Source organism: Andreprevotia sp. IGB-42 (genome assembly GCF_009848685.1).
Lineage (GTDB): Bacteria > Pseudomonadota > Gammaproteobacteria > Burkholderiales > Chitinibacteraceae > Andreprevotia.
The window spans coordinates 335,070-357,651 of record NZ_WXTX01000004.1 but is presented as its reverse complement, the minus strand read 5'-3'; the positions used below and the strand labels follow the sequence as shown (position 1 = coordinate 357,651).

At 62.0% G+C, this 22,582-nt stretch carries 23 protein-coding genes; 14 read left to right on the top strand and 9 right to left on the bottom strand.

Annotated elements, in window-relative coordinates; all coding sequences use genetic code 11:
• Positions 1 to 137 precede the first annotated feature (137 nt).
• Positions 138 to 1,037 carry a LysR family transcriptional regulator gene (locus IGB42_RS08605; RefSeq protein ID WP_159669960.1) on the top strand — a complete coding sequence of 300 codons (900 nt, stop codon included), beginning with the start codon at positions 138 to 140 and terminating at the stop codon, positions 1,035 to 1,037.
• 18 nt (positions 1,038 to 1,055) lie between these two features.
• Here the strand turns inward: IGB42_RS08605 and IGB42_RS08600 are convergent, their stop codons facing one another.
• Both IGB42_RS08600 and IGB42_RS08595 read right to left on the bottom strand, forming a co-directional pair.
• Positions 1,056 to 2,600 (bottom strand): DHA2 family efflux MFS transporter permease subunit, encoded by a 1,545-nt coding sequence (locus IGB42_RS08600; protein WP_159669957.1) that lies wholly within the window; start codon positions 2,598 to 2,600, stop codon positions 1,056 to 1,058.
• A 3-nt stretch (positions 2,601 to 2,603) separates the two neighbouring features.
• Positions 2,604 to 3,071: a MarR family winged helix-turn-helix transcriptional regulator gene (locus IGB42_RS08595; RefSeq protein ID WP_159669954.1), complete on the bottom strand. Its 468-nt coding sequence runs from the start codon at positions 3,069 to 3,071 to the stop codon at positions 2,604 to 2,606.
• Positions 3,072 to 3,261: 190 nt separating this feature from the next.
• On the opposite strand from IGB42_RS08595, the gene ssuE reads away from it, so the two are divergent.
• The 11 genes from ssuE to IGB42_RS08540 all read left to right on the top strand — a co-directional run bounded on the left by ssuE (position 3,262) and on the right by IGB42_RS08540 (position 13,202).
• Entirely contained in the window at positions 3,262 to 3,858 is a 597-nt protein-coding gene (gene ssuE / locus IGB42_RS08590) for an NADPH-dependent FMN reductase (RefSeq protein WP_159669951.1), read from the top strand.
• A gap of 80 nt (positions 3,859 to 3,938) precedes the next feature.
• Positions 3,939 to 4,865 carry a sulfonate ABC transporter substrate-binding protein gene (locus tag IGB42_RS08585; RefSeq protein WP_159669948.1) on the top strand — a complete coding sequence of 309 codons (927 nt, stop codon included), beginning with the start codon at positions 3,939 to 3,941 and terminating at the stop codon, positions 4,863 to 4,865.
• A 48-nt stretch (positions 4,866 to 4,913) separates the two neighbouring features.
• Positions 4,914 to 5,846, top strand: a complete 933-nt coding sequence (locus tag IGB42_RS08580) for a sulfonate ABC transporter substrate-binding protein (RefSeq protein WP_159669946.1) — start codon at positions 4,914 to 4,916, stop codon at positions 5,844 to 5,846.
• A 119-nt stretch (positions 5,847 to 5,965) separates the two neighbouring features.
• On the top strand, positions 5,966 to 7,147 hold the full coding sequence (gene ssuD / locus IGB42_RS08575) for an FMNH2-dependent alkanesulfonate monooxygenase (protein WP_159669943.1): 1,182 nt from the start codon (positions 5,966 to 5,968) through the stop codon (positions 7,145 to 7,147).
• A gap of 1 nt (position 7,148) precedes the next feature.
• On the top strand, positions 7,149 to 7,934 hold the full coding sequence (gene ssuC / locus IGB42_RS08570; RefSeq protein ID WP_159669940.1) for an aliphatic sulfonate ABC transporter permease SsuC: 786 nt from the start codon (positions 7,149 to 7,151) through the stop codon (positions 7,932 to 7,934).
• 10 nt (positions 7,935 to 7,944) lie between these two features.
• Positions 7,945 to 8,748 carry an ATP-binding cassette domain-containing protein gene (locus IGB42_RS08565; RefSeq protein ID WP_159669937.1) on the top strand — a complete coding sequence of 268 codons (804 nt, stop codon included), beginning with the start codon at positions 7,945 to 7,947 and terminating at the stop codon, positions 8,746 to 8,748.
• A gap of 156 nt (positions 8,749 to 8,904) precedes the next feature.
• A complete protein-coding gene (locus IGB42_RS08560; protein WP_035060534.1) occupies positions 8,905 to 9,120 on the top strand; it encodes a molybdopterin-binding protein in 216 nt (71 codons plus the stop codon).
• 156 nt (positions 9,121 to 9,276) lie between these two features.
• Entirely contained in the window at positions 9,277 to 10,275 is a 999-nt protein-coding gene (locus IGB42_RS08555) for a sulfate ABC transporter substrate-binding protein (RefSeq protein ID WP_159669934.1), read from the top strand.
• Positions 10,276 to 10,353: 78 nt separating this feature from the next.
• Complete coding sequence (gene cysT, locus IGB42_RS08550) at positions 10,354 to 11,184, top strand: sulfate ABC transporter permease subunit CysT (RefSeq protein WP_159669931.1); 831 nt, start codon at positions 10,354 to 10,356, stop codon at positions 11,182 to 11,184.
• Between the two features lie 4 nt (positions 11,185 to 11,188).
• A complete protein-coding gene (gene cysW / locus IGB42_RS08545; RefSeq protein ID WP_159669928.1) occupies positions 11,189 to 12,061 on the top strand; it encodes a sulfate ABC transporter permease subunit CysW in 873 nt (290 codons plus the stop codon).
• Positions 12,062 to 12,152: 91 nt separating this feature from the next.
• Positions 12,153 to 13,202 (top strand): sulfate/molybdate ABC transporter ATP-binding protein, encoded by a 1,050-nt coding sequence (locus IGB42_RS08540; protein ID WP_159669925.1) that lies wholly within the window; start codon positions 12,153 to 12,155, stop codon positions 13,200 to 13,202.
• Positions 13,203 to 13,284: 82 nt separating this feature from the next.
• On the opposite strand, the gene ybeY is transcribed toward IGB42_RS08540, so the two are convergent.
• The 7 genes from ybeY to IGB42_RS08505 form a co-directional block, all read right to left on the bottom strand.
• Positions 13,285 to 13,785: an rRNA maturation RNase YbeY gene (ybeY, locus tag IGB42_RS08535; protein ID WP_159669922.1), complete on the bottom strand. Its 501-nt coding sequence runs from the start codon at positions 13,783 to 13,785 to the stop codon at positions 13,285 to 13,287.
• Complete coding sequence (locus tag IGB42_RS08530) at positions 13,782 to 14,801, bottom strand: PhoH family protein (protein WP_159669919.1); 1,020 nt, start codon at positions 14,799 to 14,801, stop codon at positions 13,782 to 13,784. The genes ybeY and IGB42_RS08530 overlap by 4 nt, the downstream gene beginning before the upstream one ends.
• A 62-nt stretch (positions 14,802 to 14,863) precedes the next feature.
• Positions 14,864 to 15,019, bottom strand: a complete 156-nt coding sequence (locus tag IGB42_RS08525) for a hypothetical protein (protein ID WP_159669916.1) — start codon at positions 15,017 to 15,019, stop codon at positions 14,864 to 14,866.
• An 18-nt stretch (positions 15,020 to 15,037) separates the two neighbouring features.
• On the bottom strand, positions 15,038 to 15,655 hold the full coding sequence (locus IGB42_RS08520) for a UPF0149 family protein (RefSeq protein ID WP_159669913.1): 618 nt from the start codon (positions 15,653 to 15,655) through the stop codon (positions 15,038 to 15,040).
• Positions 15,618 to 15,971, bottom strand: a complete 354-nt coding sequence (locus IGB42_RS08515) for a hypothetical protein (RefSeq protein WP_159669910.1) — start codon at positions 15,969 to 15,971, stop codon at positions 15,618 to 15,620. Before IGB42_RS08515 ends, IGB42_RS08520 begins: the two co-directional genes overlap by 38 nt.
• Positions 15,972 to 15,997: 26 nt before the next feature.
• Positions 15,998 to 17,350 carry a tRNA (N6-isopentenyl adenosine(37)-C2)-methylthiotransferase MiaB gene (gene miaB / locus IGB42_RS08510; RefSeq protein WP_159669907.1) on the bottom strand — a complete coding sequence of 451 codons (1,353 nt, stop codon included), beginning with the start codon at positions 17,348 to 17,350 and terminating at the stop codon, positions 15,998 to 16,000.
• Positions 17,347 to 17,682 carry a hypothetical protein gene (locus IGB42_RS08505; protein ID WP_159669904.1) on the bottom strand — a complete coding sequence of 112 codons (336 nt, stop codon included), beginning with the start codon at positions 17,680 to 17,682 and terminating at the stop codon, positions 17,347 to 17,349. The genes miaB and IGB42_RS08505 overlap by 4 nt, the downstream gene beginning before the upstream one ends.
• Before the next feature lie 365 nt (positions 17,683 to 18,047).
• On the opposite strand from IGB42_RS08505, the gene IGB42_RS08500 reads away from it, so the two are divergent.
• Together IGB42_RS08500 and IGB42_RS08495 are read left to right on the top strand one after the other, a co-directional pair.
• Complete coding sequence (locus IGB42_RS08500) at positions 18,048 to 20,444, top strand: catalase (RefSeq protein ID WP_159669901.1); 2,397 nt, start codon at positions 18,048 to 18,050, stop codon at positions 20,442 to 20,444.
• Positions 20,445 to 20,809: 365 nt separating this feature from the next.
• Entirely contained in the window at positions 20,810 to 22,576 is a 1,767-nt protein-coding gene (locus IGB42_RS08495; protein ID WP_159669898.1) for a DUF1800 family protein, read from the top strand.
• Positions 22,577 to 22,582: the final 6 nt, after the last annotated feature.

Genomic DNA, 22,582 nt, shown 5'->3' with positions numbered 1-22,582 from the left:
CGGCGTTGCCGGACGGGCGGTTGCACAGGCTGCTGTGCGGCTGTTTTGCGCCTGCGCGCTGGTCCCGGCTGCAGGGTGTGGCCCCCGGTGCACAGGCTGCCATGTGATACTTGGTTTTTGCCTCACGCCTGCTGCCCATGGCCCTGCCTGACCTCAACCGCCTTGAATTTTTTGTCGCCGTCTTCGAAGCCAGCGGCTTCAGCGCCGCTGCAGACCGGCTGGGTGTGGCCAAGTCGCTGGTCAGCCAGCAGGTTGCGAAGCTGGAGGCCGAACTGGGCGTGGCACTGTTCACCCGCAGCACGCGCCGCGTGGCACCCACCGAAGCCGGGGTGGCGCTGTACCAGGATTGCACGCCATTGCTAGCTGCATTGACTCAGGCGGTCACAAGGGCAGGAGAGGTGCGCGGCGCGCTGGAAGGGCGCTTGCGGCTGACCGCACCGGCCGATTACGCCGGCAACGCACTGGGGCCGTGGCTGGCCGAGTTTGCGTTGCTGCATCCGGCGCTGGAAATCGAAATCATCGTCAGCGATCACGTGCTGGACCTGGTGGGGGAGGGGCTGGATCTGGCCATCCGCATGGGGGTGCTGAAGGATTCCAGCCTGCATGCCAGCAAGCTGGGGGATTTCAGGCAGATCGTGATCGCCGCGCCGGCATTGCTGGCGCGCGGTGCGCCGGTGCAGCAGCCGGCAGACCTGGCTGGCATACCATGGGTGGTACTGTCTCAGCTCAAATCGCCGCTCAACTGGCTGTTTACCCCGGCAAGCGGCGATGCGCAGCCGGTACGCATGCGCCCGGTGCTGCGCGCCAACAGCGCCAGCCTGGTCCGCCACATGGTGCGTGCCGGGGTGGGCGCATCGGTACTGCCGGATTTCATGGTGGCGGACGATATCGCCAGCGGCGTGCTGGTGCAGTTGCTGCCCGCGTGGTCGCTCACGCCCGGCGGCATCTACGCGGTATACCCGGCCGCGCAATACCTGCCGGCCAAGGTGCGCGCGCTGATCGATTTCCTGCGACCCAGGGTGGCGGCCAGCGCGTAAGGGCGGCGCGCTGCCGTGCTATTCCAGCACTGCATGCGCCATTTCTTCTTCCGGCTTCTGCGCGGCGCTGCGCTTGGGCATGCGGATCAGCAGCAGCAATGGCATGGCCAGCAGCGTTACCCACATCATTACGTGGAAATCGTCCAGGTAGCCGATCATCGCCGCTTGCCGGCTCACTTCGCTATTGAGTAATGCCAGCCCCGCCGGCGTGGAAGGGTCGAGCATTGCGGGTACGTTGGCCAGCGCCGGGTTGGCCGCATTGACGGCCACCGCCAGATTGGCGTGCGCGCGGCTGGTGCCCTGCGTGAGCAGCGTCTGCACGATGGAGATGCCCACGCTGCTGCCCAGGTTGCGCAGCAGGCTGTAGATGGGCGTACCTTCGTTGCGCAGTTGTGGCGCCAGCGTGGCGAAGGTGGCAGTGGAGAGCGGCACGAACACGAAGCCGATGCCCACACCCCGGATGAAGCCCGACCACACCACCAGGCTGGTGCCCATATCCAGTGTCATCTGCGCCATTTGCCACAGCGAGAACGCAGTCAGTGCAAAGCCGAATGCCATGATGGCGCGGATATCGAAACGGTGGATCAGCCGCCCCACCAGCATCATTGCCAGCATGGTGCCGATGCCGGATGGTGCGGTGATGATGCCGGTATCGATCACCGGGTAGTTCAGCAAGCCTTGTAGCAGCGCGGGCAGCAGCGCCATGGTGGCATACAGGATCACGCCGACGATGAACGCGAACAGCAGGCCGGTGACGAAGTTGCGGTCGCGCAGCAACGCGCGGTTGAAGAATGAATTGGCGCCCGCCGTCCAGGTATGGATCACGAAGTAGATGAAGCACACCACTGCGCCGATGGCCTCGACGCAGATTTCCGGTGAGCTGAACCAGTCCATCTGCTCGCCACGGTCGAGGAACAGCTGCAAGAAGCCCACCGACAGGCTGAGCATGGCAAAGCCGAACAGATCGAGCTTGGTGCTGGCCGGCCGGCTATCGGGCAGGTAGCGCCAGATGCCGTAGAACGCAAAGATGCCCACCGGCAGGTTGATATAGAACACCCAGCGCCAGTCATAGGCATCGGTCAGCCAGCCACCCAGCATCGGTCCCATGATGGGGCCGATCATGATACCGGCCCCCCACAATGCCATCGCCTGGCCGATTTTTTCCTTGGGGTTGATGTCCAGCAGCACTGCTTGCGACAGCGGCACCAGCGCGGCACCGAAGACGCCTTGAAGCAAGCGCGCCAGCACGATCTGCGTCAGCGATTCCGCCAGCCCGCACAACGCGGATGCCACGGTGAACCCCACCACCGCGGCCAGGAACACCTGCTTGCGCCCATAGCGGCCGCACAGCCAGCCGGTCAGCGGCGTGGCAATGGCGGCGGCAACGATGTACGACGTCAGCACCCAGGTGATCTGGTCCTGCGACGCCTGCAATGCACCCTGCATATGCGGCAGCGCCACGTTGGCGATGGTGGTATCCAGCGCCTGCATGATGGTGGCCAGCATGATGGAAATGGTGATCATGCCCTTGTGGGCCACGTTGTAATGGTTCTGTTCGCTCATCGCTCAGTCTTCGTCTGCTGCGTTTTCGGCCGGGCGGTCCAGCTGCGCCAGGTTGGCGCGGGCCTTCTGCAACAGTGTGATCAGCTGATTGGTTTCCGCGCTGCTCAGGCCTGCCAGCGCCTCTGCCTGGATGCCGTCGCCGATGGCCATGGCTTTCTGCAATGCGCCTTCGGCTTCTGCATTCAGGTACAGCAGCTTCACGCGCCGGTCGTCCGGATGCGGCTCGCGGCGTATCCAGCCGGCGCTTTCCATGCGGTCGGTCATGCGCGCGATCGCCATCGGGGTGAGTTCCAGCTGCTCGGCCAGCGCCACCTGTGACTGGCCATCCTTGATGTACAGCGCACCGATCACCCGGCATTGCGCGCGGGACAGGTGCACCTGGCGGGCCAACTGGTCAAAACGGCGGCTGTATAGCCGCGCCACATCGTTGACCAGGAAGCCGAAGCGCTGGGTGAAATCCGTCTTTTTCATAATCGTGATTATGATAATCCTGCTTATTAATTACAAGGGCCGCGATGCGCCACTTGTCAGCGTGCCGCTGTTCAAAAATCAACAACTGGTTATTTCAAATGAATTTAAAAGTATTTGTGGTGATAAAAGACTTCCCATAAATTCCGTTTGGATACATAAATTGCACTTTTAAGCGTTTAAAGGAATTTGCATGCCTACAGTCGTGACTCTCTCCGGTAGCCCCAGCGCCCGTTCGCGTTCGGAAGGTCTGCTACGCCGTGCATCGCATCTGCTCGAATCATTCGGGGTAACGGTCAAGGCGTTCTCGCTGGCTGATTTCCCGGCCGAATCCTTGCTGTATGCGCATTTCGATCACCCATCGATCCAGCACCTGCAGCAAACCATTGCCGAGGCCGATGGCCTGCTGATTTCCACCCCGGTCTACAAGTCCGCCTACAGCGGCGCGCTCAAGGTGATGCTGGATCTGCTGCCCGAGCGTGCGCTGTCGCACCACGCGGTGTTGCCGCTGGCCACCGGCGGCAGCCCGGCGCACATGCTGGCAGTCGATTACGCACTGCAGCCGGTGCTGACTGCGCTGAAAGCGCGCCACATCCTGGGTGGCATCTACGCCACCGACAAGGAACTGGTGTGGGGCGAGAACGGCGAGTTGAACGTGGCTGAAGACATTGCCGCGCGCCTCAACGCCGCCGTGGCCCGCTTCATTGCCCATTTGCCCAACCCGGGCCTGGTGCAGCTCGATCCGCATCAGCTGACTGCCCAAATCCGCATCGGCGGGATATCCGTCTGAGCACCGAAACAGTTTTGAACACGGCGCGGCCACGTACCGCGCACTGAAAACCTGAACCGCTCGAAAATCTGGAGACAACAATGAAAAAGACCCTGGTCACCCTGCTGCTGGCTGCCACCGGCCTGATTGCCACCGCTGCACATGCTGAAACGCTGCGTATCGGTTATCAGAAGTACGGCACGCTCACCATCCTGAAAGCACGTGGCACGCTGGAGCCACGCCTGAAAGCACTGGGCTGGGATATCAAGTGGACCGAATTCCCGGCCGGCCCGCAGTTGCTGGAAGGCCTGAATGTGGGTGCCATCGACTTCGGCACCACCGGTGAGGCCCCACCGGTCTTTGCGCAGGCCGCCGGCGCCAACCTGGTTTACGTCGGTAACGAGCCGCCCACCCCGACTGCGGAAGCCATCGTGGTGCCCAAGGGCTCGCCCATCAAGACCGTGGCAGACCTGAAGGGCAAGAAGGTTGCGCTCAACAAGGGCTCCAACGTGCATTACCTGCTGGTGAAGGCACTGGAAAAAGCCGGCGTTGCCTACACCGACATCCAGACCGTGTACCTGACCCCGGCCGATGCGCGTGCCGCGTTCGAGCGTGGCTCGGTCGATGCATGGGTGATCTGGGATCCGTTCCTGGCCGCTGCTGAAAAACAGCTGGGCGCGCAGATCATCACCGATGGCAAAGGCCTGGTTTCCAACACGCAGTTCTTCCTGGCGGCCCGCCCGTATGCCGAGAAAAACCCCAAGGTGATCGCCGCGGTACTGGACGAACTCGACAAGACCGACCTGTGGGCGAGCAAGAACCAGGCTGACGTGGTGAAGGAACTGGCGCCTATCCTGGGCCTGGCACCGGAGATCGTGGCACTGGCAGTATCGCGCTACTCGTACAACGTCGAACCGATCACCGCCAAGACAGCAGAAGCACAGCAGAAGATCGCCGATACCTTCCACAAGCTGGGCCTGATCCCCAAGCCGATCCAGATCAAGGACGCGCTGGTTGCCAACAAGTAATTGCGCCGGGGGCGGGCTTGCCCGCCCCGGTGTCACAGGATGCCTGCAATGACATATGCAACAAAAATCGGCCTGGCGCTTGCTGCGCTGGCCCTGGCTGGTAGCGCCGCCGCTGCTGAAATCCATATCGGCTACCAGAAAAGCTCGCTCAACCTGATCGTGCTCAAAAGCCGTGGCCTGCTGGAAAAAAAGCTGGCGGCGCAGGGCAATACCGTGAAGTGGACGGAGTTCGCTGCCGGCCCGCAGCTCTTGGAAGCGCTCAATGTGGGCAGCATCGATTTCGGCATGACGGGTGATACTCCGCCGATCTTCGCGCAATCCGGTGGCACGCAGCTGGTTTACGTCGGCTACGAGCCGCCCAAGCCGCAGGCATCCGCCATCCTCGTGCCGGCTGATTCGCCGCTGAAAAAACTGAGCGACCTGAAAGGCAAGAAAATCGCGCTGCAAAAGGGCTCCAGTGCGCACTGGCTGCTGGTGCGCGCACTCGATCAGAACGGGCTGAAGTGGGAAGACATCCAGCCCGTATACCTGGCGCCGGCCGATGCCCGCGCTGCCTATGAAACCAAGGCCGTCGATGCCTGGGCGATCTGGGATCCGTACTATGCCGCGGCGGAGCGTGCGCTGAAACCGCGCGTGCTGGCCACCGGCGAAGGGCTGAGCGCCAACTACACCTTCTATCTGGCCTCGCGCCAGTTTGCCACACAGCAGGGCAAGCAGTTGCAGGTGGTGTTCGATGCGCTGAGTGACAACGATGATTTCCTCGACAAGCAGCCGAAAGACACCGCGCAGATACTCAGCAAGGCCATCGGCCTCGATGTGGCCACCTTCGAAACCGTGGTGAACCGCCGCCCGAGCTTCCGCGTCAGCTGGCTCACCCCGCAGGTGATCAGTGATCAGCAAAAAATTGCCGACCGCTTTACCGAACTGAAACTGATCCCCAAGGCGATCAACGTCAAAGACATCGTATTGCCACCGCAGTAAAACCCGCGATGGCTCGCAGGCACCAACACGCCGTTGCCCCCGGGTGATGTCATGCGCGGGGTGCCTGCCCTCTGAATAGCAGTCACAAGGCGCTGCGTACCCGCGCCATGGAGAGAAATATGAAATTGTTCTGGTTCCTGCCCACCCACGGCGACAGCCGCTACCTGGGTACTTCCGTCGGTGCCCGCACCGTCGATCACGGCTACCTCAAGCAGATCGCCCAGGCGGCAGATCAACTCGGCTTCGAAGGCGTCCTGATCCCCACCGGCCGCTCTTGCGAAGATTCCTGGGTGGTGGCGTCTTCCTTGGTGCCGTTCACCGAGAAACTCAAGTTCCTGGTCGCCATCCGCCCCGGCATCATTTCGCCCACCGTATCGGCCCGCATGGCCAGCACCTTGGACCGCATTTCCAACGGCCGGCTGCTGATCAATGTGGTCACCGGCGGTGACCCGGATGAACAGCATGGCGATGGCAGCTTCCTCACCCATAGCGAACGCTACGAAGTCACCGATGAATTCCTGAAAATCTGGCGTGGCGTGGCCGCGGGTGAAACCGTCAATTTCAGCGGCAAGCACCTCAAGGTGGCAAACGCCAAGACGCTGTACCCGCCAGTGCAAACCCCCTACCCGCCACTGTTCTTCGGTGGTTCATCCGAACCGGCAGTGGACCTTGCTGCAGAGCAGGTCGACGTCTACCTCACCTGGGGCGAACCCCCGGCAGCGGTGGCGGAGAAGATCAAGGCGGTCAAGGACAAGGCCGATGCACTGGGCCGTATCGTCAAGTTCGGCATCCGCCTGCACGTGATCGTGCGCGAAACCAGCGAACAAGCCTGGAAAGCTGCGGATGAACTGATCAGCCATGTCACTGATGACACCATCGCCGCCGCCCAGAAAGCCTTTGCCCGCTTCGATTCGGTGGGCCAGCGCCGCATGGCCGAGCTGCATGGTGGCCGGCGCGACAACCTGGAAATCTCCCCCAACCTGTGGGCTGGCGTTGGCCTGGTACGGGGTGGGGCTGGTACTGCGCTGGTGGGCAGCGCACAGGAAGTGGCCGACCGCATCAAGGAATACGCGGCACTGGGCATCGAAACCTTCATTTTCTCCGGCTACCCGCACCTGGAAGAAGCCTACCGCACCGCGGAACTGCTGTTCCCGCTGCTGCCGCTGGATATCGTCAAGCCGGCGGGCAAGGCCAACCTGACCGGGCCGTTTGGCGAGGTGATTGCCAATGATATCGTGCCGACCGCGCGGGCTGCCGCCGCACCGGTTGCGGAACCAGGCCTTGCGGCTGCGGCGAGCTGACATGGCCATTTCGTTCAACAGCGTCGGCACGCAGCTGGCGCGCCGCGCCGCGCCCTGGGTGGTGCCCGCCTTGCTGGTGGTGGTATGGCAATGGGCGGCTACGCATGGAGTGCTGACCAGCCGCATCCTGCCGGCGCCGCTGGCGGTACTGGAAGCGGGCGCGCGGCTGTGGCAATCGGGCGAGCTGTGGGCGCACCTGAAAATCAGCTTCTGGCGTGCTGCCATCGGTTTTTCAGTCGGGGGGGGCATTGGCCTGCTGCTGGGGCTGATCACCGGCTTGTCCAAGCGCGGAGAACTGCTGCTCGATACCACCGTGCAGATGATCCGCAACGTGCCGCCGCTGGCGCTGATCCCGCTGGTTATCCTGTGGTTCGGCATCGATGAAGCCGCCAAGCTGTTCCTGGTGGCGTTCGGTACCTTGTTCCCGGTGTACATCAACACGTATCACGGCATCAAATCGGTGGACAAGGATCTGGTGGAAATGGCCAAAAGCTACGGCCTGCGTGGCTGGCCGCTGTTCCGCGACGTGATCCTGCCGGGCGCCTTGCCCAGCATTCTGGTGGGCGTGCGCTTTGCACTGGGCTTTGCGTGGATCTTGCTGATCGTGGCGGAAACCATTTCGGCCAGCTCGGGCATCGGCTACCTGGCGATGAATGCGCGCGAGTTCCTGCAGACCGATGTGGTGGTGCTGGCCATCCTGCTGTACGCATTGCTGGGCAAGCTCAGCGACTACGGCGCCCGCAAGCTGGAGCGGCTGTGGCTGCGCTGGCACCCTGCATATCAATAAGGCGGCATCAATGACGCAGACAACTGTAGAACCCGCCTTGGGCGTAGCACTGACCATCCGCAATCTTTCCAAGCGCTTTGGCGACCAGACGGTATTGCAGGCGCTGGATCTGGATATCCGTGCCGGCGAATTCGTCGCCATTGTCGGGCGCTCGGGTTGCGGCAAATCCACGCTGCTGCGGCTGATTGCCGGGCTGGAAACCGCCTCCACCGGCCAGGTGCTGGCCGACGGCAGCCCGATGGATACCGGCCATTTCGATACCCGCATGATGTTCCAGGATGCGCGGTTGCTGCCGTGGAAAACGGTGCTGCAGAACGTGGGCCTGGGGCTCACCGGCAACTGGCAGCCCAAGGCGCTGGCGGCACTGGCCGAAGTGGGCCTCACCGACCATGCCGGTAAGTGGCCCAGCCAGCTATCGGGCGGCCAGCGCCAGCGCGTGGCTTTGGCGCGCGCACTGATACACGAACCGCAATTGCTGCTGCTGGACGAACCGCTGGGCGCGCTGGACGCACTCACGCGCATCGAGATGCAGCAACTGATCGAACGCCTGTGGCAGCAGCACCGCTTTACCGTGCTGCTGGTTACCCATGATGTGGAGGAAGCGGTGGCATTGGGCGACCGCGTACTGCTGATCGAGAAAGGTCAGGTAGGGCTTGATCTGCAGGTGCCGCTGCACCGTACGCGCTCGCGTGGCGCGGCCGGCTTTGCGGCGCTGGAAGAACAGGTGCTGTCGCGCGTGCTGTCTTTGCCGGGCAAGGAAGCGATTCCCGAGCCGGCACCGATCGCGCTGGGTGCATTGCGCTGGGCGCTTTGAGGCCGCGTTGCGCGCTGCATTTTTTCATTCTTGAATCTAAATCGTAAAAAGTAATAACGAACTAATATCAAATTACTTTAAGAGATGTTGGCGAGTTGTTACTGTGTGTTTGTCAACAGCTGTTCCAGCCGTTCAATTCATTCTTGGAGAAACATCATGGCGATTCAATCGATCAACGTGCGTAACCAGTTCCGTGGCACCATCAAGGAAATCATCGAAGGCCCGGTGCTGTCGGAAGTGGACGTCACCACACCGTCGGGCATCGTGACTTCGGTCATCACCACCCGTTCGGTCAAGGAGCTTGATCTGAAGCCGGGCCGTGAAGTGATTGCCTTTGTAAAATCGACAGAAGTGTCGATCGCTACGCTCTGATCTACAGCTTCCTCGGGCTGTTCCGATCTCCCGACAGGGGCGCAAACCGCGCCCCTGTTTGTTTATGCAATTTCGCATGCAGTTTTTAACCGGAACGTCTTTGCAGAACTATATGCATTGGCGACAATCGCGCTATCAGCTTACAAGGAGTACTCCATGTCCCGCCTGCTTGCCGCCGTACTGGCTGCCTTCATTGCCGTGCCGGCCTTTGCCGATGTCACCTTGCTCAACGTCAGCTACGACGTGATGCGCGACTTCTACAAAGACTACAACCCGGCTTTTGCCAAGTATTACGATGCCAAGTTCAAGGACAAGGTGACGCTGCAGCAATCGCATGGTGGCTCCAGCAAGCAGGCACGCTCGGTGATCGACGGCCTCGAGGCTGACGTGGTGACGATGAACCAGAGCACCGACATCGATGCCATTGTCGAGAAAGGCAAGCAGATCAATGCCGGCTGGGAAAAGCGCCTGCCCAACGAGGCTGCGCCGTTCTCCAGCCTGCAGGTGCTGATCGTGCGCAAGGGCAACCCCAAGGGCATCAAGGACTGGAACGACCTCACCAAGCCGGGTGTACAGGTGATCGTGCCCAATCCGAAAACCTCGGGCAATGGCCGCTACACCTATCTGGCTGCATGGGGCTATGCGCTGAAGCAGGCAGGCGGCACCGATGCCAAGGCACGCCAGTTCGTTACCGATGTATTCAAGAATGTGCCGGTGCTCGATGCCGGTGGCCGTGGCGCCACCACCACCTTCATGCAGCGCCAGATCGGCGACGTGCTGGTGACATTCGAGAACGAAGCTGAAATGATTGCGCGCGAATTTGGCCGTGGCGGTTTCGAAGTGGTGTACCCGAGTGTATCCATCGATGCCGATCTGCCGGTGGCGGTGGTGGACAAGGTGGTGGACAAGAAGGGCACCCGCAAGGCGGCCGAGGAATACCTGAAATACCTGTGGAGCCCGGAAGGCCAGGAAATCGCCGCGCAAAACTACCTGCGCCCGCGTGACCCTGCGGTTGCAGCCAAGTACGCCAAGCAATTTCCCAATGTGAAACTGTTCGGCGTGAGCGATTTCGGCGGCCTGCAAAAAGCGCAGAAGGTGCACTTTGACGACGGCGGCGTGTACGACCAGATCGCTGCCAGCATCGCCAAGAAGTAATTGCCGCAGTCTGGCCGCGTAGTACTCCGGCCGGCCCTGCATGGGCTGGCCGGCATAACAACAAGGATGTTGCCGCTCATGGCTTTCAAAAAACATAGCGTGTTGCCGGGGTTCAACCTGGCGCTGGGCTACACGTTGCTTTATCTCTCCATCATCGTGTTGCTGCCGCTCTCCGCGCTGGTGCTCAAGAGCACCGGGCTGACGGCAGAGGCATTCTGGCATGCGGTGTCCGAGCCGCGCGTGGTGGCCAGCTACAAGGTGACCTTCGGCGCTTCGCTGATTGCCGCCACCATCAACCTGATCACCGGTCTGCTGATTTCGTGGGTGCTGGTGCGTTACTCCTTCCCCGGCAAGCGCTTCATCGATGCGCTGGTGGACCTGCCGTTTGCGCTGCCTACTGCGGTGGCCGGTATCGCGCTCGCCACCATCTATGCACCCAATGGCTCCATCGGCCAGTGGTTCGAGCCGCTGGGCATCAAGGTGGCATTCAGCCCCATCGGCATCGTACTGGCGCTGACCTTCATCACCTTGCCCTTCGTGGTGCGTACCGTGCAGCCGGTGCTGCAGGATCTGGAGCCGGAGCTTGAAGAAGCCGCCTCCAGCCTGGGCGCCACACGCCTGCAGATTTTCTGGAAGGTGATCCTGCCTACCTTGCTGCCGGCACTGCTGACCGGTTTTGCGCTGGCGTTTGCACGGGCGATCGGTGAATACGGCTCGGTGATCTTCATCGCCGGCAACATGCCGTATGTATCGGAAATCACCCCGCTGATGATCATTTCCAAACTGGAACAATACGATTACCTGGGCGCCACCGCGATTGCCGTGGTGATGCTGGTGGTGTCGTTCACGCTGCTGCTGCTGATCAACGGCCTGCAGTGGTGGTCGGCCAAACGCATGGGACGGAGATAACACGATGGCTGGCGCAACAAATGTTCACCGTTCCATCGTCACCACCGAAGCGCCATGGGTGCGCTATACGCTGACCGCGATCGCATTGCTGCTGATCGGGCTCTTCCTGGTGGTGCCGTTGTTCACGGTGTTTTACGAGGCGCTCAAGAAAGGCTGGGCGCTGTACTTCGAAGCGATGATCGAGCCCGATGCGCTGTCCGCCATCAAGCTCACGCTGATTGCCGCAGCCATTTCGGTACCGCTGAACCTGGTGTTCGGCGTGGCTGCAGCATGGGCGATCGCCAAGTTTGATTTCCGCGGCAAAAGCGTGCTGATCACCTTGATCGATCTGCCGTTCGCGGTATCCCCGGTGGTGGCCGGCCTGATCTACGTGCTGATGTTCGGTGCGCAGGGCTGGTGGGGGCCGTGGCTGATGGATCACGACATCAAGATCATCTTTGCGATTCCCGGCATCGTGCTGGCGACCGTGTTCGTAACCTTCCCGTTCATTGCGCGCGAGCTGATCCCGCTGATGGAAGCGCAGGGCAGCGAGGAAGAACAGGCGGCGATGACATTGGGCGCATCGGGCTTCCAGACCTTCTGGCGCGTGACCCTGCCCAATATCAAGTGGGGCCTGCTGTATGGCGTGATCCTCGCCAATGCAAGGGCCATGGGCGAGTTCGGCGCGGTATCGGTGGTATCGGGCCATATCCGCGGCGAAACCAACACGCTGCCGTTGCATGTCGAGATTCTTTACAACGAATACAACTTCGTCGGCGCTTTTGCGTGCGCGTCGCTGCTGGCCTTGCTGGCACTGGTGACGCTGGCGGCCAAGTCCTTCGTGGAATGGCGTGCCGAGCAGCAGGAAGCCGCCGCCCGCCGCGATGCCGTCGAATGATCGCCACGCATGACAACCTGCCGGCTGCGCGCACCGCTTGCGCGCCGGGCCGCACCATTGCGCCGTGGCGCTTTGTGATTGAGGAAAGAACATGAGCATCGAAATCAAGAATATCTCCAAGCAGTTCGGCGACTTCAAGGCGCTGGACAATATCAACCTGGAAGTGGCATCGGGTGAGCTGCTGGCGCTGCTGGGGCCGTCCGGCTGCGGCAAGACCAGCCTGCTGCGCGTGATTGCCGGGCTGGAAACGCCCGATAACGGCCAGATCCTGTTCCACGGTGAAGACACCACCGATACCCACGTGCGCGAGCGCCAGGTCGGCTTCGTGTTCCAGCATTACGCACTGTTCCGCCATATGACGGTGTTCGAGAACGTGGCGTTCGGCCTGCGCGTGCGGCCGAAGAAAACCCGCCCTTCCGATGCAGAGATCAGGAAGAAGGTGCACCGCCTGCTGGAACTGGTGCAGCTGGACTGGCTGGCAGACCGCTTCCCTGCCCAGCTATCCGGTGGCCAGCGTCAGCGGATTGCACTGGCGCGCGCACTGGCGGTAGAGCCGCGCGTGCTGCTGCTGGATGAGCCGTTCGGTGCGCTCGATACCAAGGTGCGCAAGGAACTGCGCCGCTGGCTGCGCCGCTTGCATGATGAAATCCATGTCACGTCGGTATTCGTCACCCACGATCAGGAAGAGGCGCTGGAAGTGGCCGACCGCGTGGTGGTGATGAACAAGGGGCAGATCGAGCAGATCGGCACGCCGTCGCAGGTGTACGACACGCCGGCTTCGCCGTTCGTGTACCAGTTCCTGGGCGACATCAACCTGTTCCACTCGCGCGTGCACGACGGCTGGGCGGAAGTGGCCGGCGCGCGCATTGCCGCTACCGACAGCCCGGATGCCGCCAAGGCCACCATCTACGTGCGCCCGCATGAAATCGACCTGTCGCGCGTGGCGAGCGAAGCGGCCATTGCCGGCAAGATCACCCACGTGCGCCTGCTGGGCTCGACGGTGCGCCTTGAAGTGGACGTCGCCGACCACGATGCAGTCGAGGTGGAGCTGACGCGCGAACGCTATGCGGAAGGCGAGTGGAAAGTGGGCGAGGCCGTTTGGCTGAACCCGCGCGATGCCAAGGTATATACCGGGCTGTAAGCGCTAGATGCGGATGCAAAAACGGCGGGGTTAACCCCCGCCGTTTTTCATTCCGCGCACCATGTCTGTTGCTGGCGCGCTGTCAGTCGTCAATCGCGCCGGTTTGATCGGCGGATTTTTCACTCCGGTACGGGTCGGCAATCCCCAGCGATGCCAGCAAGCGCGTTTCCAGCGCTTCCATCGCATCGGCCTCGATATCGTCGAGATGGTCGAAGCCCTGCAGGTGCAGCATGCCGTGCACGATCAGGTGTGCGTAGTGCGCGGCCAGCAACAGGCCCTGCTCGGCCGCTTCTCGTGCCACCACCGGTGCGCACAGCACCAGATCACCCACCAGCGGCATGTCGTCGATTTGCGGCATGTCCTCGTCAAAGGTGAACGTCAGCACATTGGTGGCGTAATCCTTGCCGCGATAATCGCGGTTCAGTTGCCGGCCCTCTTCGGCATCGACAAAGCGCACGGTGACTTCGGCGCGCCTGATGCCCGGCTGCAACGCGGTTTGCGCCCAGCATTTGAGCTGCAGTTTGCCCGGCAGGCCATTGGCGCTGGATTCAACCTGCACCGCCAATTTCAGCTTGCGGCTCATGGCTGGTGGCCTTGCTCGGCGGCACGTGCCGCATCACGCGCGGCTTGTCTTTTCTCCGCCTCGGCTTCGCGCTCCTTGCCTTTCTTGTCGTACGCATCGACGATTTTCTGCACCAGCGGATGGCGCACCACGTCGGCGCTGGTGAAGTAATGCAGCGCAATGCCACGGATGCCGTCGAGCACTTCCTGCGCGTCGATGAGGCCGGATTTCTGGTTCTTCGGCAGGTCGATCTGCGTCGGGTCACCGGTGATCACCGCCTTGGAGCCAAAGCCGATCCGCGTCAGGAACATCTTCATCTGTTCGGGCGAGGTGTTCTGCGCTTCATCCAGGATCACGAACGCGTGGTTGAGCGTGCGCCCGCGCATGAAGGCCAGCGGTGCGATCTCGATGATGCCTTTCTCGAACAGCTTGGTCACCTTGTCCACGCCCATCAGGTCGTACAGCGCGTCGTACAGCGGACGCAAATACGGGTCCACTTTCTGAATCAGGTCGCCGGGCAGGAAGCCAAGTTTTTCACCCGCTTCCACCGCAGGGCGTACCAGTACCAGCCGCTTCACCACGTCGCGCTCCAGCGCATCCACCGCACAGGCAACGGCCAGGTAAGTCTTGCCGGTACCGGCCGGGCCGATGCCGAAGGTGATGTCGTGCGCCATCACTGCCTTGATGTATTCGGTCTGGCGCGGCGTGCGGCCGCGCAGGTCGCTGCGGCGGGTTTTCAGCACCGGCGCATCCGGATCGATGGGCGTATCGTCGCTGGCGCGCGTCATTTCCACCATGCCCAGCTGGATGTAGTCGATATCGAGCGGGATCAGCGCCTCGTTGTAGAAGTATTCCAGCGCATCGAGCGCCAGCTTGATCTGCTTGGGCTTGCCGGTTACGCGGAAATTGGCGTCACGCCGGGCAATGTTCACGTCCAGCGCGGTTTCGATCTGCTTGAGGTTTTCGTCCAGCGGGCCGCACAGGTTGGCCAGCCGGCTGTTGTCGGCGGGCAGGAAGGAAATCGTGTCGTTGTACAAATCAGGTTCCTTGAAAACGGAGGGGGCTATATCGCCGGGGGATACGCTGCAGGCCGGGGCAATCAGGGGACTGCCGTGGCTGGCCGCTGTTGCCACAGCCGGATGCGTGCATCGCTGCGCGCCAGTGCGGCTGCATCCAGGCGCCCGGCCTTGGCCGATACTGCCACCAGCCCGGCAAAGCAGGCCGACAGCAGTGCATGGGCTACCCGGCTTTCCATGGCCGCTGCCGCTGCCGTTTAGCGGCGGCGGCCCGGGCGGGGCGCCGGCTTGTTCTGCGCCCAGTAATCCTTGATGGCGGGAATGATGTCCGGCAGGGCGGCGGCCAGTTCGTGTTCGAACTGGGCAATATCGTCGCCGGCCTCTTCCAGGCTGGCGCGTGCTTCGTCGTCCGCGCAATCGATGATGGGGGCGATCAGTTCCACCGCATCGTCATCGTCCAGCAATACCTGCCAGCCGTCCGGGTTCAGCGAGGTGCCCAGCATGAAGCCGTAGCACCACTGCTGGACGATATCGAGCTGGCGTTCTTCATCCAGGTACACCATGGGCGAGAACGTCGGCGGCTCCGCCCCGATGTCGTCGGACAGCTGGTTGTACAGGCGCAGGATCAGGTCTTCGATGCGCTGTTGCTGCGCGGGCGATGCCCATTGCGGTTTTTCGCCATGCTCGCCCCACACCAGGCCAAACCAGGCATCCGGCAGCGGCTCTTCCGGCGCAACCAGTTGGGAGGTCAGGAAGCCGTGCAGCATGGAAAGGTCCATGGCCTGTTCCGGCGACGCATCGGACTCCAGGAAGCCGGCCAGTTCATCGAGTTCCGCATCATTCAGCGGGGCAATCAGTTCCAGGTCTTTCGCCATGCTCGATTTGTCCTTTGGTTGCCGCTGCCACCGGGGCAGCGGTATCGGTGATTTTTTCGACCAGCAGTTTCTCGCAGGTCTTGAATACGAGGTAAAGCGCGAGGGCCAGTGCGCCGCTGCCCAGCAGTCCCGCCAGTTGCTCCAGCGCGCCTTCACGCACGGCCCACCAGCCGGATTGCCAGATGAAGCGCGCATTGGCATGCAGCAGCATCAGTAGTGTGACCGAACTGGATGCAAAGCCGATGAAAGCCACGGCCATCACCAGTACGGTTATCAGCGGGTGCTGCCTGAGGTAGACAATGACGGCGCGGCGCATTGTGTTTCTCCCTCATGCACCGGGCATCAGGCCGCGATGGTTTCCTTGGTGATGATCTCGCCGCGCAGGCTGTGCGGGTAGGCTTCGGTGATCAGCACTTCGGTAAACTGGTTGATCAGGCGCGGGTTGCCGGCAAAGTTGACGATGCGGTTGTTGTCGGTACGGCCGGCCAGTTCTTCCACATTGCGGCGGGCAAAGCCTTCCACCAGCACGCGCTGTACGGTGCCCACCATGTCGCGGTTCACCTGCTGCGCAAATTCTTCGATGCGTGCCTGCAGCCGCATCAGACGCCTGGTTTTCACTTCCGGCGCCACGTCGTCCGGCAGGTCTGCCGCCGGCGTGCCGGGGCGCATGCTGTAGATGAAGCTGAAGCTGGCATCGAACTGCACATCCTCGATCAGCTTCATGGTTTTCTCGAAGTCTTCGTCGGTTTCACCGGGGAAGCCGATGATGAAGTCGCTGGACAGGCAGATGCCCGGCCGCGCTTCCTTGAGCTTGCGCACCAGCGATTTGTATTCCAGCGTGGTGTAGCCGCGCTTCATGTTCACCAGCGTGCGGTCCGATCCGGCTTGTACCGGCAGGTGCAGGTGCGAAACCAGCTTGGGCAGCGTGCGGTAGCAATCGATGATGCGCTGGGTCATTTCACGCGGGTGGCTGGTGGTGTAGCGCATGCGCTCGATGCCGGGAATGTCGTGCACGTATTCGAGCAGCATCGCAAAGTCGGCGATATCGCCTTCGTCGCCATCCAGTATCTTGCCGCGATAAGCGTTCACGTTCTGGCCCAGCAGTGTCACTTCCTTTACGCCCTGCTGCGCCAGCAGCGCCACTTCGGTCAGCACGTCCTCGAACGGGCGCGATACTTCCTGGCCACGCGTATACGGCACAATGCAGAACGAGCAGAACTTGGAACAGCCTTCCATGATCGATACGAAGGCCGTGCCGCCTTCCACCTTGGCCGGCGGCAGGTGATCGAACTTTTCTATTTCCGGGAACGAGATATCCACCTGCGATACACCGGACGAGCGCCGCTTGGCAATCAGCTCCGGCAGGCGGTGCAGCGTTTGCGGGCCGAACACGATGTCCACATATGGCGCGCGCTTGACGATGGCTTCGCCTTCCTGGCTGGCCACGCAGCCGCCCACACCGATCACCAGGTCGGGGTTGGCAAGCTTGAGCTCCTTGATGCGGCCCAAGTCGGAGAACACCTTCTCCTGCGCTTTTTCGCGCACGCTACAGGTGTTGAAGAGGATCACGTGCGCCTCTTCCGGTTTGTCGGTCTTGGTCAGCCCTTCGGTGGCGTTCAACAGGTCGACCATTTTGTCCGAGTCGTACTCGTTCATCTGGCAGCCGAAGGTCTTGATGAATACTTTCTTGCTCATTGCGTTGTTGCCGCCTCTTTCAATGCTTTTTTCCGGAGTTTGACCGCTTCGGCTTCCGCCTTGGTCAGCAGCCAGATTTTCCACATGAAGCCGTTGGCTTCCAGTTGATACAGCACCGCGCTTTCCTGCGGCACTGACTGGGGCAGGATGATCTGCCCGTTGGTGTTGTATACCCGCAGGCCAGCGCCACCACGGTAAACCTTGCCGTCGATCTTGATGGCTTGCGCGGTATACGCCTGCATGTTGCCCTGTATGGCGTTGGGCGGCAGCGGCCGGTCAAATGCAACACACAAGCAGGGTAGCAACAGTAATGAAAACAGCAGCTTGCGCATCAAGGTCTCCGTAGGAAATCGCAAGATTCATGGTAGCACGCCTGCCATGCGCGGCCGGCAACGCAAAAAGCCCGAGTCAGCGTGGACCCGGGCTCTTGCCATCTGCCTAATTATAAGGCAGATCGCTGCCGCAGGCGAGTACGCCTGTCGTTGCAGTGCTGCGGCTGGGCAGTGCTGTGCTGCCTGCTGAGGTAGCGAGGAATGTCCTACATGCGCCGGGCATTTCTTCCTACCGATTTCCCGGCTACGTCTGCTGATGGCCGCGCGCCGCAGTCCCTATGATCGTCCCACTGCTCCCCGTATCGCTTGCGCCACGGGTGAGGCTTGCTGTGTCCACCATGTCCAATCAAATCACGGGTGTTGCGATGACCGAAAAAGCAAAAGATCAGATAGGCCTGGGCTCTGTGTTGTCGACGATTTCCGCTCCATCGGTACCGTTGCCTGCCAAGGCCGCTGCAGACAACGCCACCCCGGCGGCGCTGCTGGAAAAAGTACGGGAAAGCAGCGCACTTTCGGCGCAAACCACCGATAACCCTGGTAAGCCGCACGAGGTGGGCGAAGCCGCCCGCTGCCCGTTCACTGGCGCCAGCCATGCGGCCAAGTCGCCGTTGCCAGGGAGCAGCACCGTGTCGGAAAGCAATGGTTCGGACAAGGTGGGCAGCGGCAAACCGCCGCAAGGCGCAAACCATGCAGGTGGTGATCTGGACCGTGTACGCGCCGACAGCACTGGCCAGGTGCTCACCACCAACCAGGGCGTGGCGATTGCCGATAACCAGAATTCGCTGAAGATCGGCCTGCGTGGCCCCACCGCGCTGGAAGACTTCATCCTGCGCGAAAAAATCACGCATTTCGATCATGAGCGCATTCCGGAACGCATCGTGCATGCGCGTGGCTCCGCCGCGCATGGCTACTTTGAAAACTACCAGGCCATTCCGCAGCACACCAAGGCCGCCCCGTTTGCCGAGGCCGGCAAGCGCACGCCGGTGTTCGTGCGCTTTTCCACCGTGGCGGGCGAGCGCGGCTCTACCGATACCGCGCGCGATGTGCGCGGCTTTGCGGTCAAGTTCTATAGCGATGCCGGCAACTGGGATCTGGTGGGCAACAATATCCCGATCTTCTTCATCCAGGATGCGATGAAGTTTCCGGACCTGATCCACGCGGTCAAGCCGGAACCGCACAACGGCATCCCGCAAGCCGCCTCCGCGCACGATACCTTCTGGGATTTTGCCTCGCTGATGCCGGAAATGACCCACATGCTGCTGTGGGCGATGTCGGATCGCGCCATTCCGCGCAGCTACCGCACCATGCAGGGCTTTGGCGTGCATACCTTCCGCCTGATCAACGAGCAGAATGAAGCGGTGTTCTGCAAATTCCACTGGAACCCGCTGGCCGGCACGCATTCGCTGGCATGGGATGAAGCAGTGAAGATCAGCGGCGCGGATTCCGATTTCCACCGCCGTGATCTGTGGGAAGCGATCGAGGCAGGCGCCTACCCCGAGTGGGAGCTGAACCTGCAGATCTTCACCGAAGAGCAGGCTAACGAATTCGCGTTCGATGTGCTCGACCCTACCAAGCTGATTCCGGTCGAGCTGGTGCCGCTGCTGCCAGTCGGCAAGCTGGTGCTCAACCGCAACCCGGACAATTTTTTTGCCGAGACCGAACAGGTGGCGTTCTGCGCTGCGCATGTGATCCCGGGCATCGATTTCTCCAACGACCCCTTGCTGCAAGGGCGCATCCATTCGTATGTGGATACGCAGATCTCGCGGCTGGGGGGGGCCAACTTCCACGAGCTGCCGATCAATACCCCGCTGCGGGCGGTACACAACAACCAGCGCGACGGCATGCATCGCCAGACCATTCCGCGTGGCCGGGTGGCATACGAGCCCAATTCGCTGGGCGGTGGCTGTCCGTTCCAGGCTGGTGCGGCCGGGTTCACCAGCTTCCCCGAGCCGGTGGCAGAGGACAAGGTGCGCGGCAAGCCTGAGAAGTTTGCCGATCATTACTCGCAAGCGAAATTGTTCTGGCACAGCCAGACGCCGGTGGAGCAGCAGCACATCATCAATGCATTCCGCTTCGAGCTGACCCGCGTGCAGACGCAGGCGATACGTGAGCGCGTGGTCTCGCTGCTGGTACACGTGGATGGCAAGCTGGCGCAGGGCGTGGCGCATGGGCTGGGTTTCGAGGTGCCGGCTGCGGCGCCGCTGGCCAGCGATATCAGCTTCCCCGAGCTGCCGCCCTCACCGGCACTGTCGCTCAGCTTCTACCCCGGCGATGGCAGCATCAAGACGCGCAAGGTGGCCATCCTGGTGGCGGATGGCGTGGATACCGATGGCGTGCACGCGCTGTACAACGCGGTACTGGCCGGCGGCGGCGTGCCACGCGTGATCAGCCACCGGCTGGGCAAGGTGAACAACCTGAAAGATGCGCCCATCGTGGTGGAAGGCACGCTGGAAGCCATGCCATCGGTGCTGTTCGATGCGGTGGTGATTCCGTCCGGGCCCAAGTCAGCTACCACGCTGGGCAACAACGCGCTGGCGCTGGACTTCCTGCGCGAGCAATACCGGCACTGCAAACCCATCCTGGTGGTGGGCGATGGCAAGGCCCTGCTGCAGAAGGCCGGCATCGCCACGCAACTGGCCAGCGGCAAGGCGGATCCGGCGTTGCTGGTGGTGCCCGCAATGGAAAAAGGCATCGAGCCCTTCATCAAGTTGCTGGGCCAGCCGCGTGATCACTCGCGCGAGAGCGATCCACCACAGGTATGACCCGACGAACGGTGTGAGCCTGTTCACACTGGCAACGCAGAGCGATGACGGCACGCAGAACGCGTGCCGTTTTCTTGTGCGGATGCAGATAACAACACTGTAACCATCAATCTGACGGCGGTTGCGAAGCATTGCGCCAGTCGGGCGGCCATTTGGCAAACGCCGTTTAAGCGAAGCTTTCAGGCGTGCCCATGGTCGAGCTAAGCGCTGCGCAGCCCCGTTGGCAGGCAGATGAACGGTAGCTATTGAACTTGAAATGATGGTCGATAGGCGGAAGTTGGCACCCTTGGCAAAGGGCTGTGGAGATGGGCAATATGCCCCTCCTTCACGCACTGCCAGCCCCCTTTCTTTCTACCGGACCCATCATGTTCGAACCTGCTTCCAGCCAGTTGGAACTCTTTGCCGACGAATCCCCTGCGTCATCGCACGGCGGCCAGACTGCCGCGTTGCTTGCGCTGGCGGCAACCACGCTCGCTGCTTGTGGTGGCGGTGGTGGCGGGGAGAATGGCAATGCCGTTACGCCCACGCCAGTACCGAACGGTGGCAGCTCGCCCACACCCGTACCCGGCATCGTTCCTCCGGATGCACCGGGCGCGGCGCTTGCTGCCACCGGTGCCGCACGTTTCCTCGCGCAGGCCAGCATGGGAGCGGACAGTACGCAGATCGCCCGCGTGCAGGCGCTGGGCTATGCAGGCTGGATCGATGAGCAGATGGCGTTGCCGCAAGGCATCAGCCGTTGCGACTGGCTGGTCAGCAAGGGCTACGACCAGGCAGGGGCCAATAACGTCAACAAGAACGGCGTCAACGGCTTCGATGCCTGCGTGTGGCGCACCTTGCTGTCGTCGCCGGATACCTTGCGCCAGCGTGTGACACTGGCGCTGTCGGAAATCCTCGTGGTATCGGTCAACGGCCTGTCCGGCGGCTGGCGGCAGTTTTCCGCCGCCAACTACCTGGATATCCTGGAGAACAACGCGTTCGGCAATTACCGCACGCTGCTGCAGCAGGTATCGACCAGCGCGGCGATGGGCGAGTACCTGACCTATCGTGGCAACGTCAAATACAACGCCAGCACTGGCGCGCAGCCGGACGAGAACTACGCGCGCGAGCTAATGCAGCTGTTCACCGTCGGCCTGGTGCAGCTCAACCCGGACGGCACGCCGAAAATCAGCAACGGCAAGGTGCAGGAAACCTATATGCTGGAAGACATCACCGGCCTTGCCCGTGTATTTACCGGCTGGGAGTGGGATCTTTCGCTGGGCAACGGCAACACGCCGGATTTCCAGCGCCGCCCCATGGTGCAGGTGGCCAGCCGGCACGAAACCGGCGCCAGTCCCTTTCTGGGCAGTACCGTTGCCGGTGGACTCGATGGCACCGCCGCGCTCACTGCCGCGCTCGATATCCTCTTTGCGCACCCCAATATTGCGCCCTTCATCAGCCGCCAACTGATCCAGCGCCTGGTGACCAGCAACCCCAGCCCGGCCTATGTGCAGCGCGTGGCCAGCATATTCCAGAACGACGGCAGTGGCGTAAAGGGCAACCTGAAGGCGGTGATCCGCACGCTGTTGCTCGATGACGAAGCACGCAACCCCGCCAGTAGCGCCAGCAACAGCTTCGGCAAACTGCGTGAGCCCATCCTGCGGCTGACCGGCTGGGCACGTGCGTTCGGCGCTACGTCGCCCAGCGATGCATGGGCGATCGGCGATACCTCCGATCCCGGCACCCGGCTGGGGCAGAGCCCGCTGCGCGCATCCAGCGTGTTCAACTTTTTCCGCCCCGGCTATGTGCCGCCAGACAGCAGCATGGCCGGTGCCGCCATGGTGGCACCCGAGTTCCAGATCACCAATGAATCATCGGTGATCGGTTATCTCAACTACATGCAGACGGTGATCAGCAGTGGTGTGGGGGATGTAAAGGGGAAATACGATGCCTGGCTGGTGCTGGCGGACGATGCTGCGGCCTTGCTGGCACAGCTGAACCTGCTGCTGGCCGCCGGTCAGCTTGGCAGCGCCACGCTGGGCACGCTGCAGACCGCGCTGAACAGCATCAAGGTGAGCGTGGCAACGCGCCCCAACCGCCTGTATGCCGCCATCCTGATGGTGATGGCCGCCCCCGAATTCCTGGTGCAGAAGTAGGAGCCC

Coding starts and splice junctions, on each gene's coding strand:
- IGB42_RS08605 (WP_159669960.1), top strand. CDS start 138: ATGGCCCTGCCTGACCTCAACCGCCTTGAATTTTTTGTCGCCGTCTTC.
- IGB42_RS08600 (WP_159669957.1), bottom strand. CDS start 2,600: ATGAGCGAACAGAACCATTACAACGTGGCCCACAAGGGCATGATCACC.
- IGB42_RS08595 (WP_159669954.1), bottom strand. CDS start 3,071: ATGAAAAAGACGGATTTCACCCAGCGCTTCGGCTTCCTGGTCAACGAT.
- ssuE (WP_159669951.1), top strand. CDS start 3,262: ATGCCTACAGTCGTGACTCTCTCCGGTAGCCCCAGCGCCCGTTCGCGT.
- IGB42_RS08585 (WP_159669948.1), top strand. CDS start 3,939: ATGAAAAAGACCCTGGTCACCCTGCTGCTGGCTGCCACCGGCCTGATT.
- IGB42_RS08580 (WP_159669946.1), top strand. CDS start 4,914: ATGACATATGCAACAAAAATCGGCCTGGCGCTTGCTGCGCTGGCCCTG.
- ssuD (WP_159669943.1), top strand. CDS start 5,966: ATGAAATTGTTCTGGTTCCTGCCCACCCACGGCGACAGCCGCTACCTG.
- ssuC (WP_159669940.1), top strand. CDS start 7,149: ATGGCCATTTCGTTCAACAGCGTCGGCACGCAGCTGGCGCGCCGCGCC.
- IGB42_RS08565 (WP_159669937.1), top strand. CDS start 7,945: ATGACGCAGACAACTGTAGAACCCGCCTTGGGCGTAGCACTGACCATC.
- IGB42_RS08560 (WP_035060534.1), top strand. CDS start 8,905: ATGGCGATTCAATCGATCAACGTGCGTAACCAGTTCCGTGGCACCATC.
- IGB42_RS08555 (WP_159669934.1), top strand. CDS start 9,277: ATGTCCCGCCTGCTTGCCGCCGTACTGGCTGCCTTCATTGCCGTGCCG.
- cysT (WP_159669931.1), top strand. CDS start 10,354: ATGGCTTTCAAAAAACATAGCGTGTTGCCGGGGTTCAACCTGGCGCTG.
- cysW (WP_159669928.1), top strand. CDS start 11,189: ATGGCTGGCGCAACAAATGTTCACCGTTCCATCGTCACCACCGAAGCG.
- IGB42_RS08540 (WP_159669925.1), top strand. CDS start 12,153: ATGAGCATCGAAATCAAGAATATCTCCAAGCAGTTCGGCGACTTCAAG.
- ybeY (WP_159669922.1), bottom strand. CDS start 13,785: ATGAGCCGCAAGCTGAAATTGGCGGTGCAGGTTGAATCCAGCGCCAAT.
- IGB42_RS08525 (WP_159669916.1), bottom strand. CDS start 15,019: ATGGAAAGCCGGGTAGCCCATGCACTGCTGTCGGCCTGCTTTGCCGGG.
- IGB42_RS08520 (WP_159669913.1), bottom strand. CDS start 15,655: ATGGCGAAAGACCTGGAACTGATTGCCCCGCTGAATGATGCGGAACTC.
- IGB42_RS08515 (WP_159669910.1), bottom strand. CDS start 15,971: ATGCGCCGCGCCGTCATTGTCTACCTCAGGCAGCACCCGCTGATAACC.
- miaB (WP_159669907.1), bottom strand. CDS start 17,350: ATGAGCAAGAAAGTATTCATCAAGACCTTCGGCTGCCAGATGAACGAG.
- IGB42_RS08505 (WP_159669904.1), bottom strand. CDS start 17,682: ATGCGCAAGCTGCTGTTTTCATTACTGTTGCTACCCTGCTTGTGTGTT.
- IGB42_RS08500 (WP_159669901.1), top strand. CDS start 18,048: ATGACCGAAAAAGCAAAAGATCAGATAGGCCTGGGCTCTGTGTTGTCG.
- IGB42_RS08495 (WP_159669898.1), top strand. CDS start 20,810: ATGTTCGAACCTGCTTCCAGCCAGTTGGAACTCTTTGCCGACGAATCC.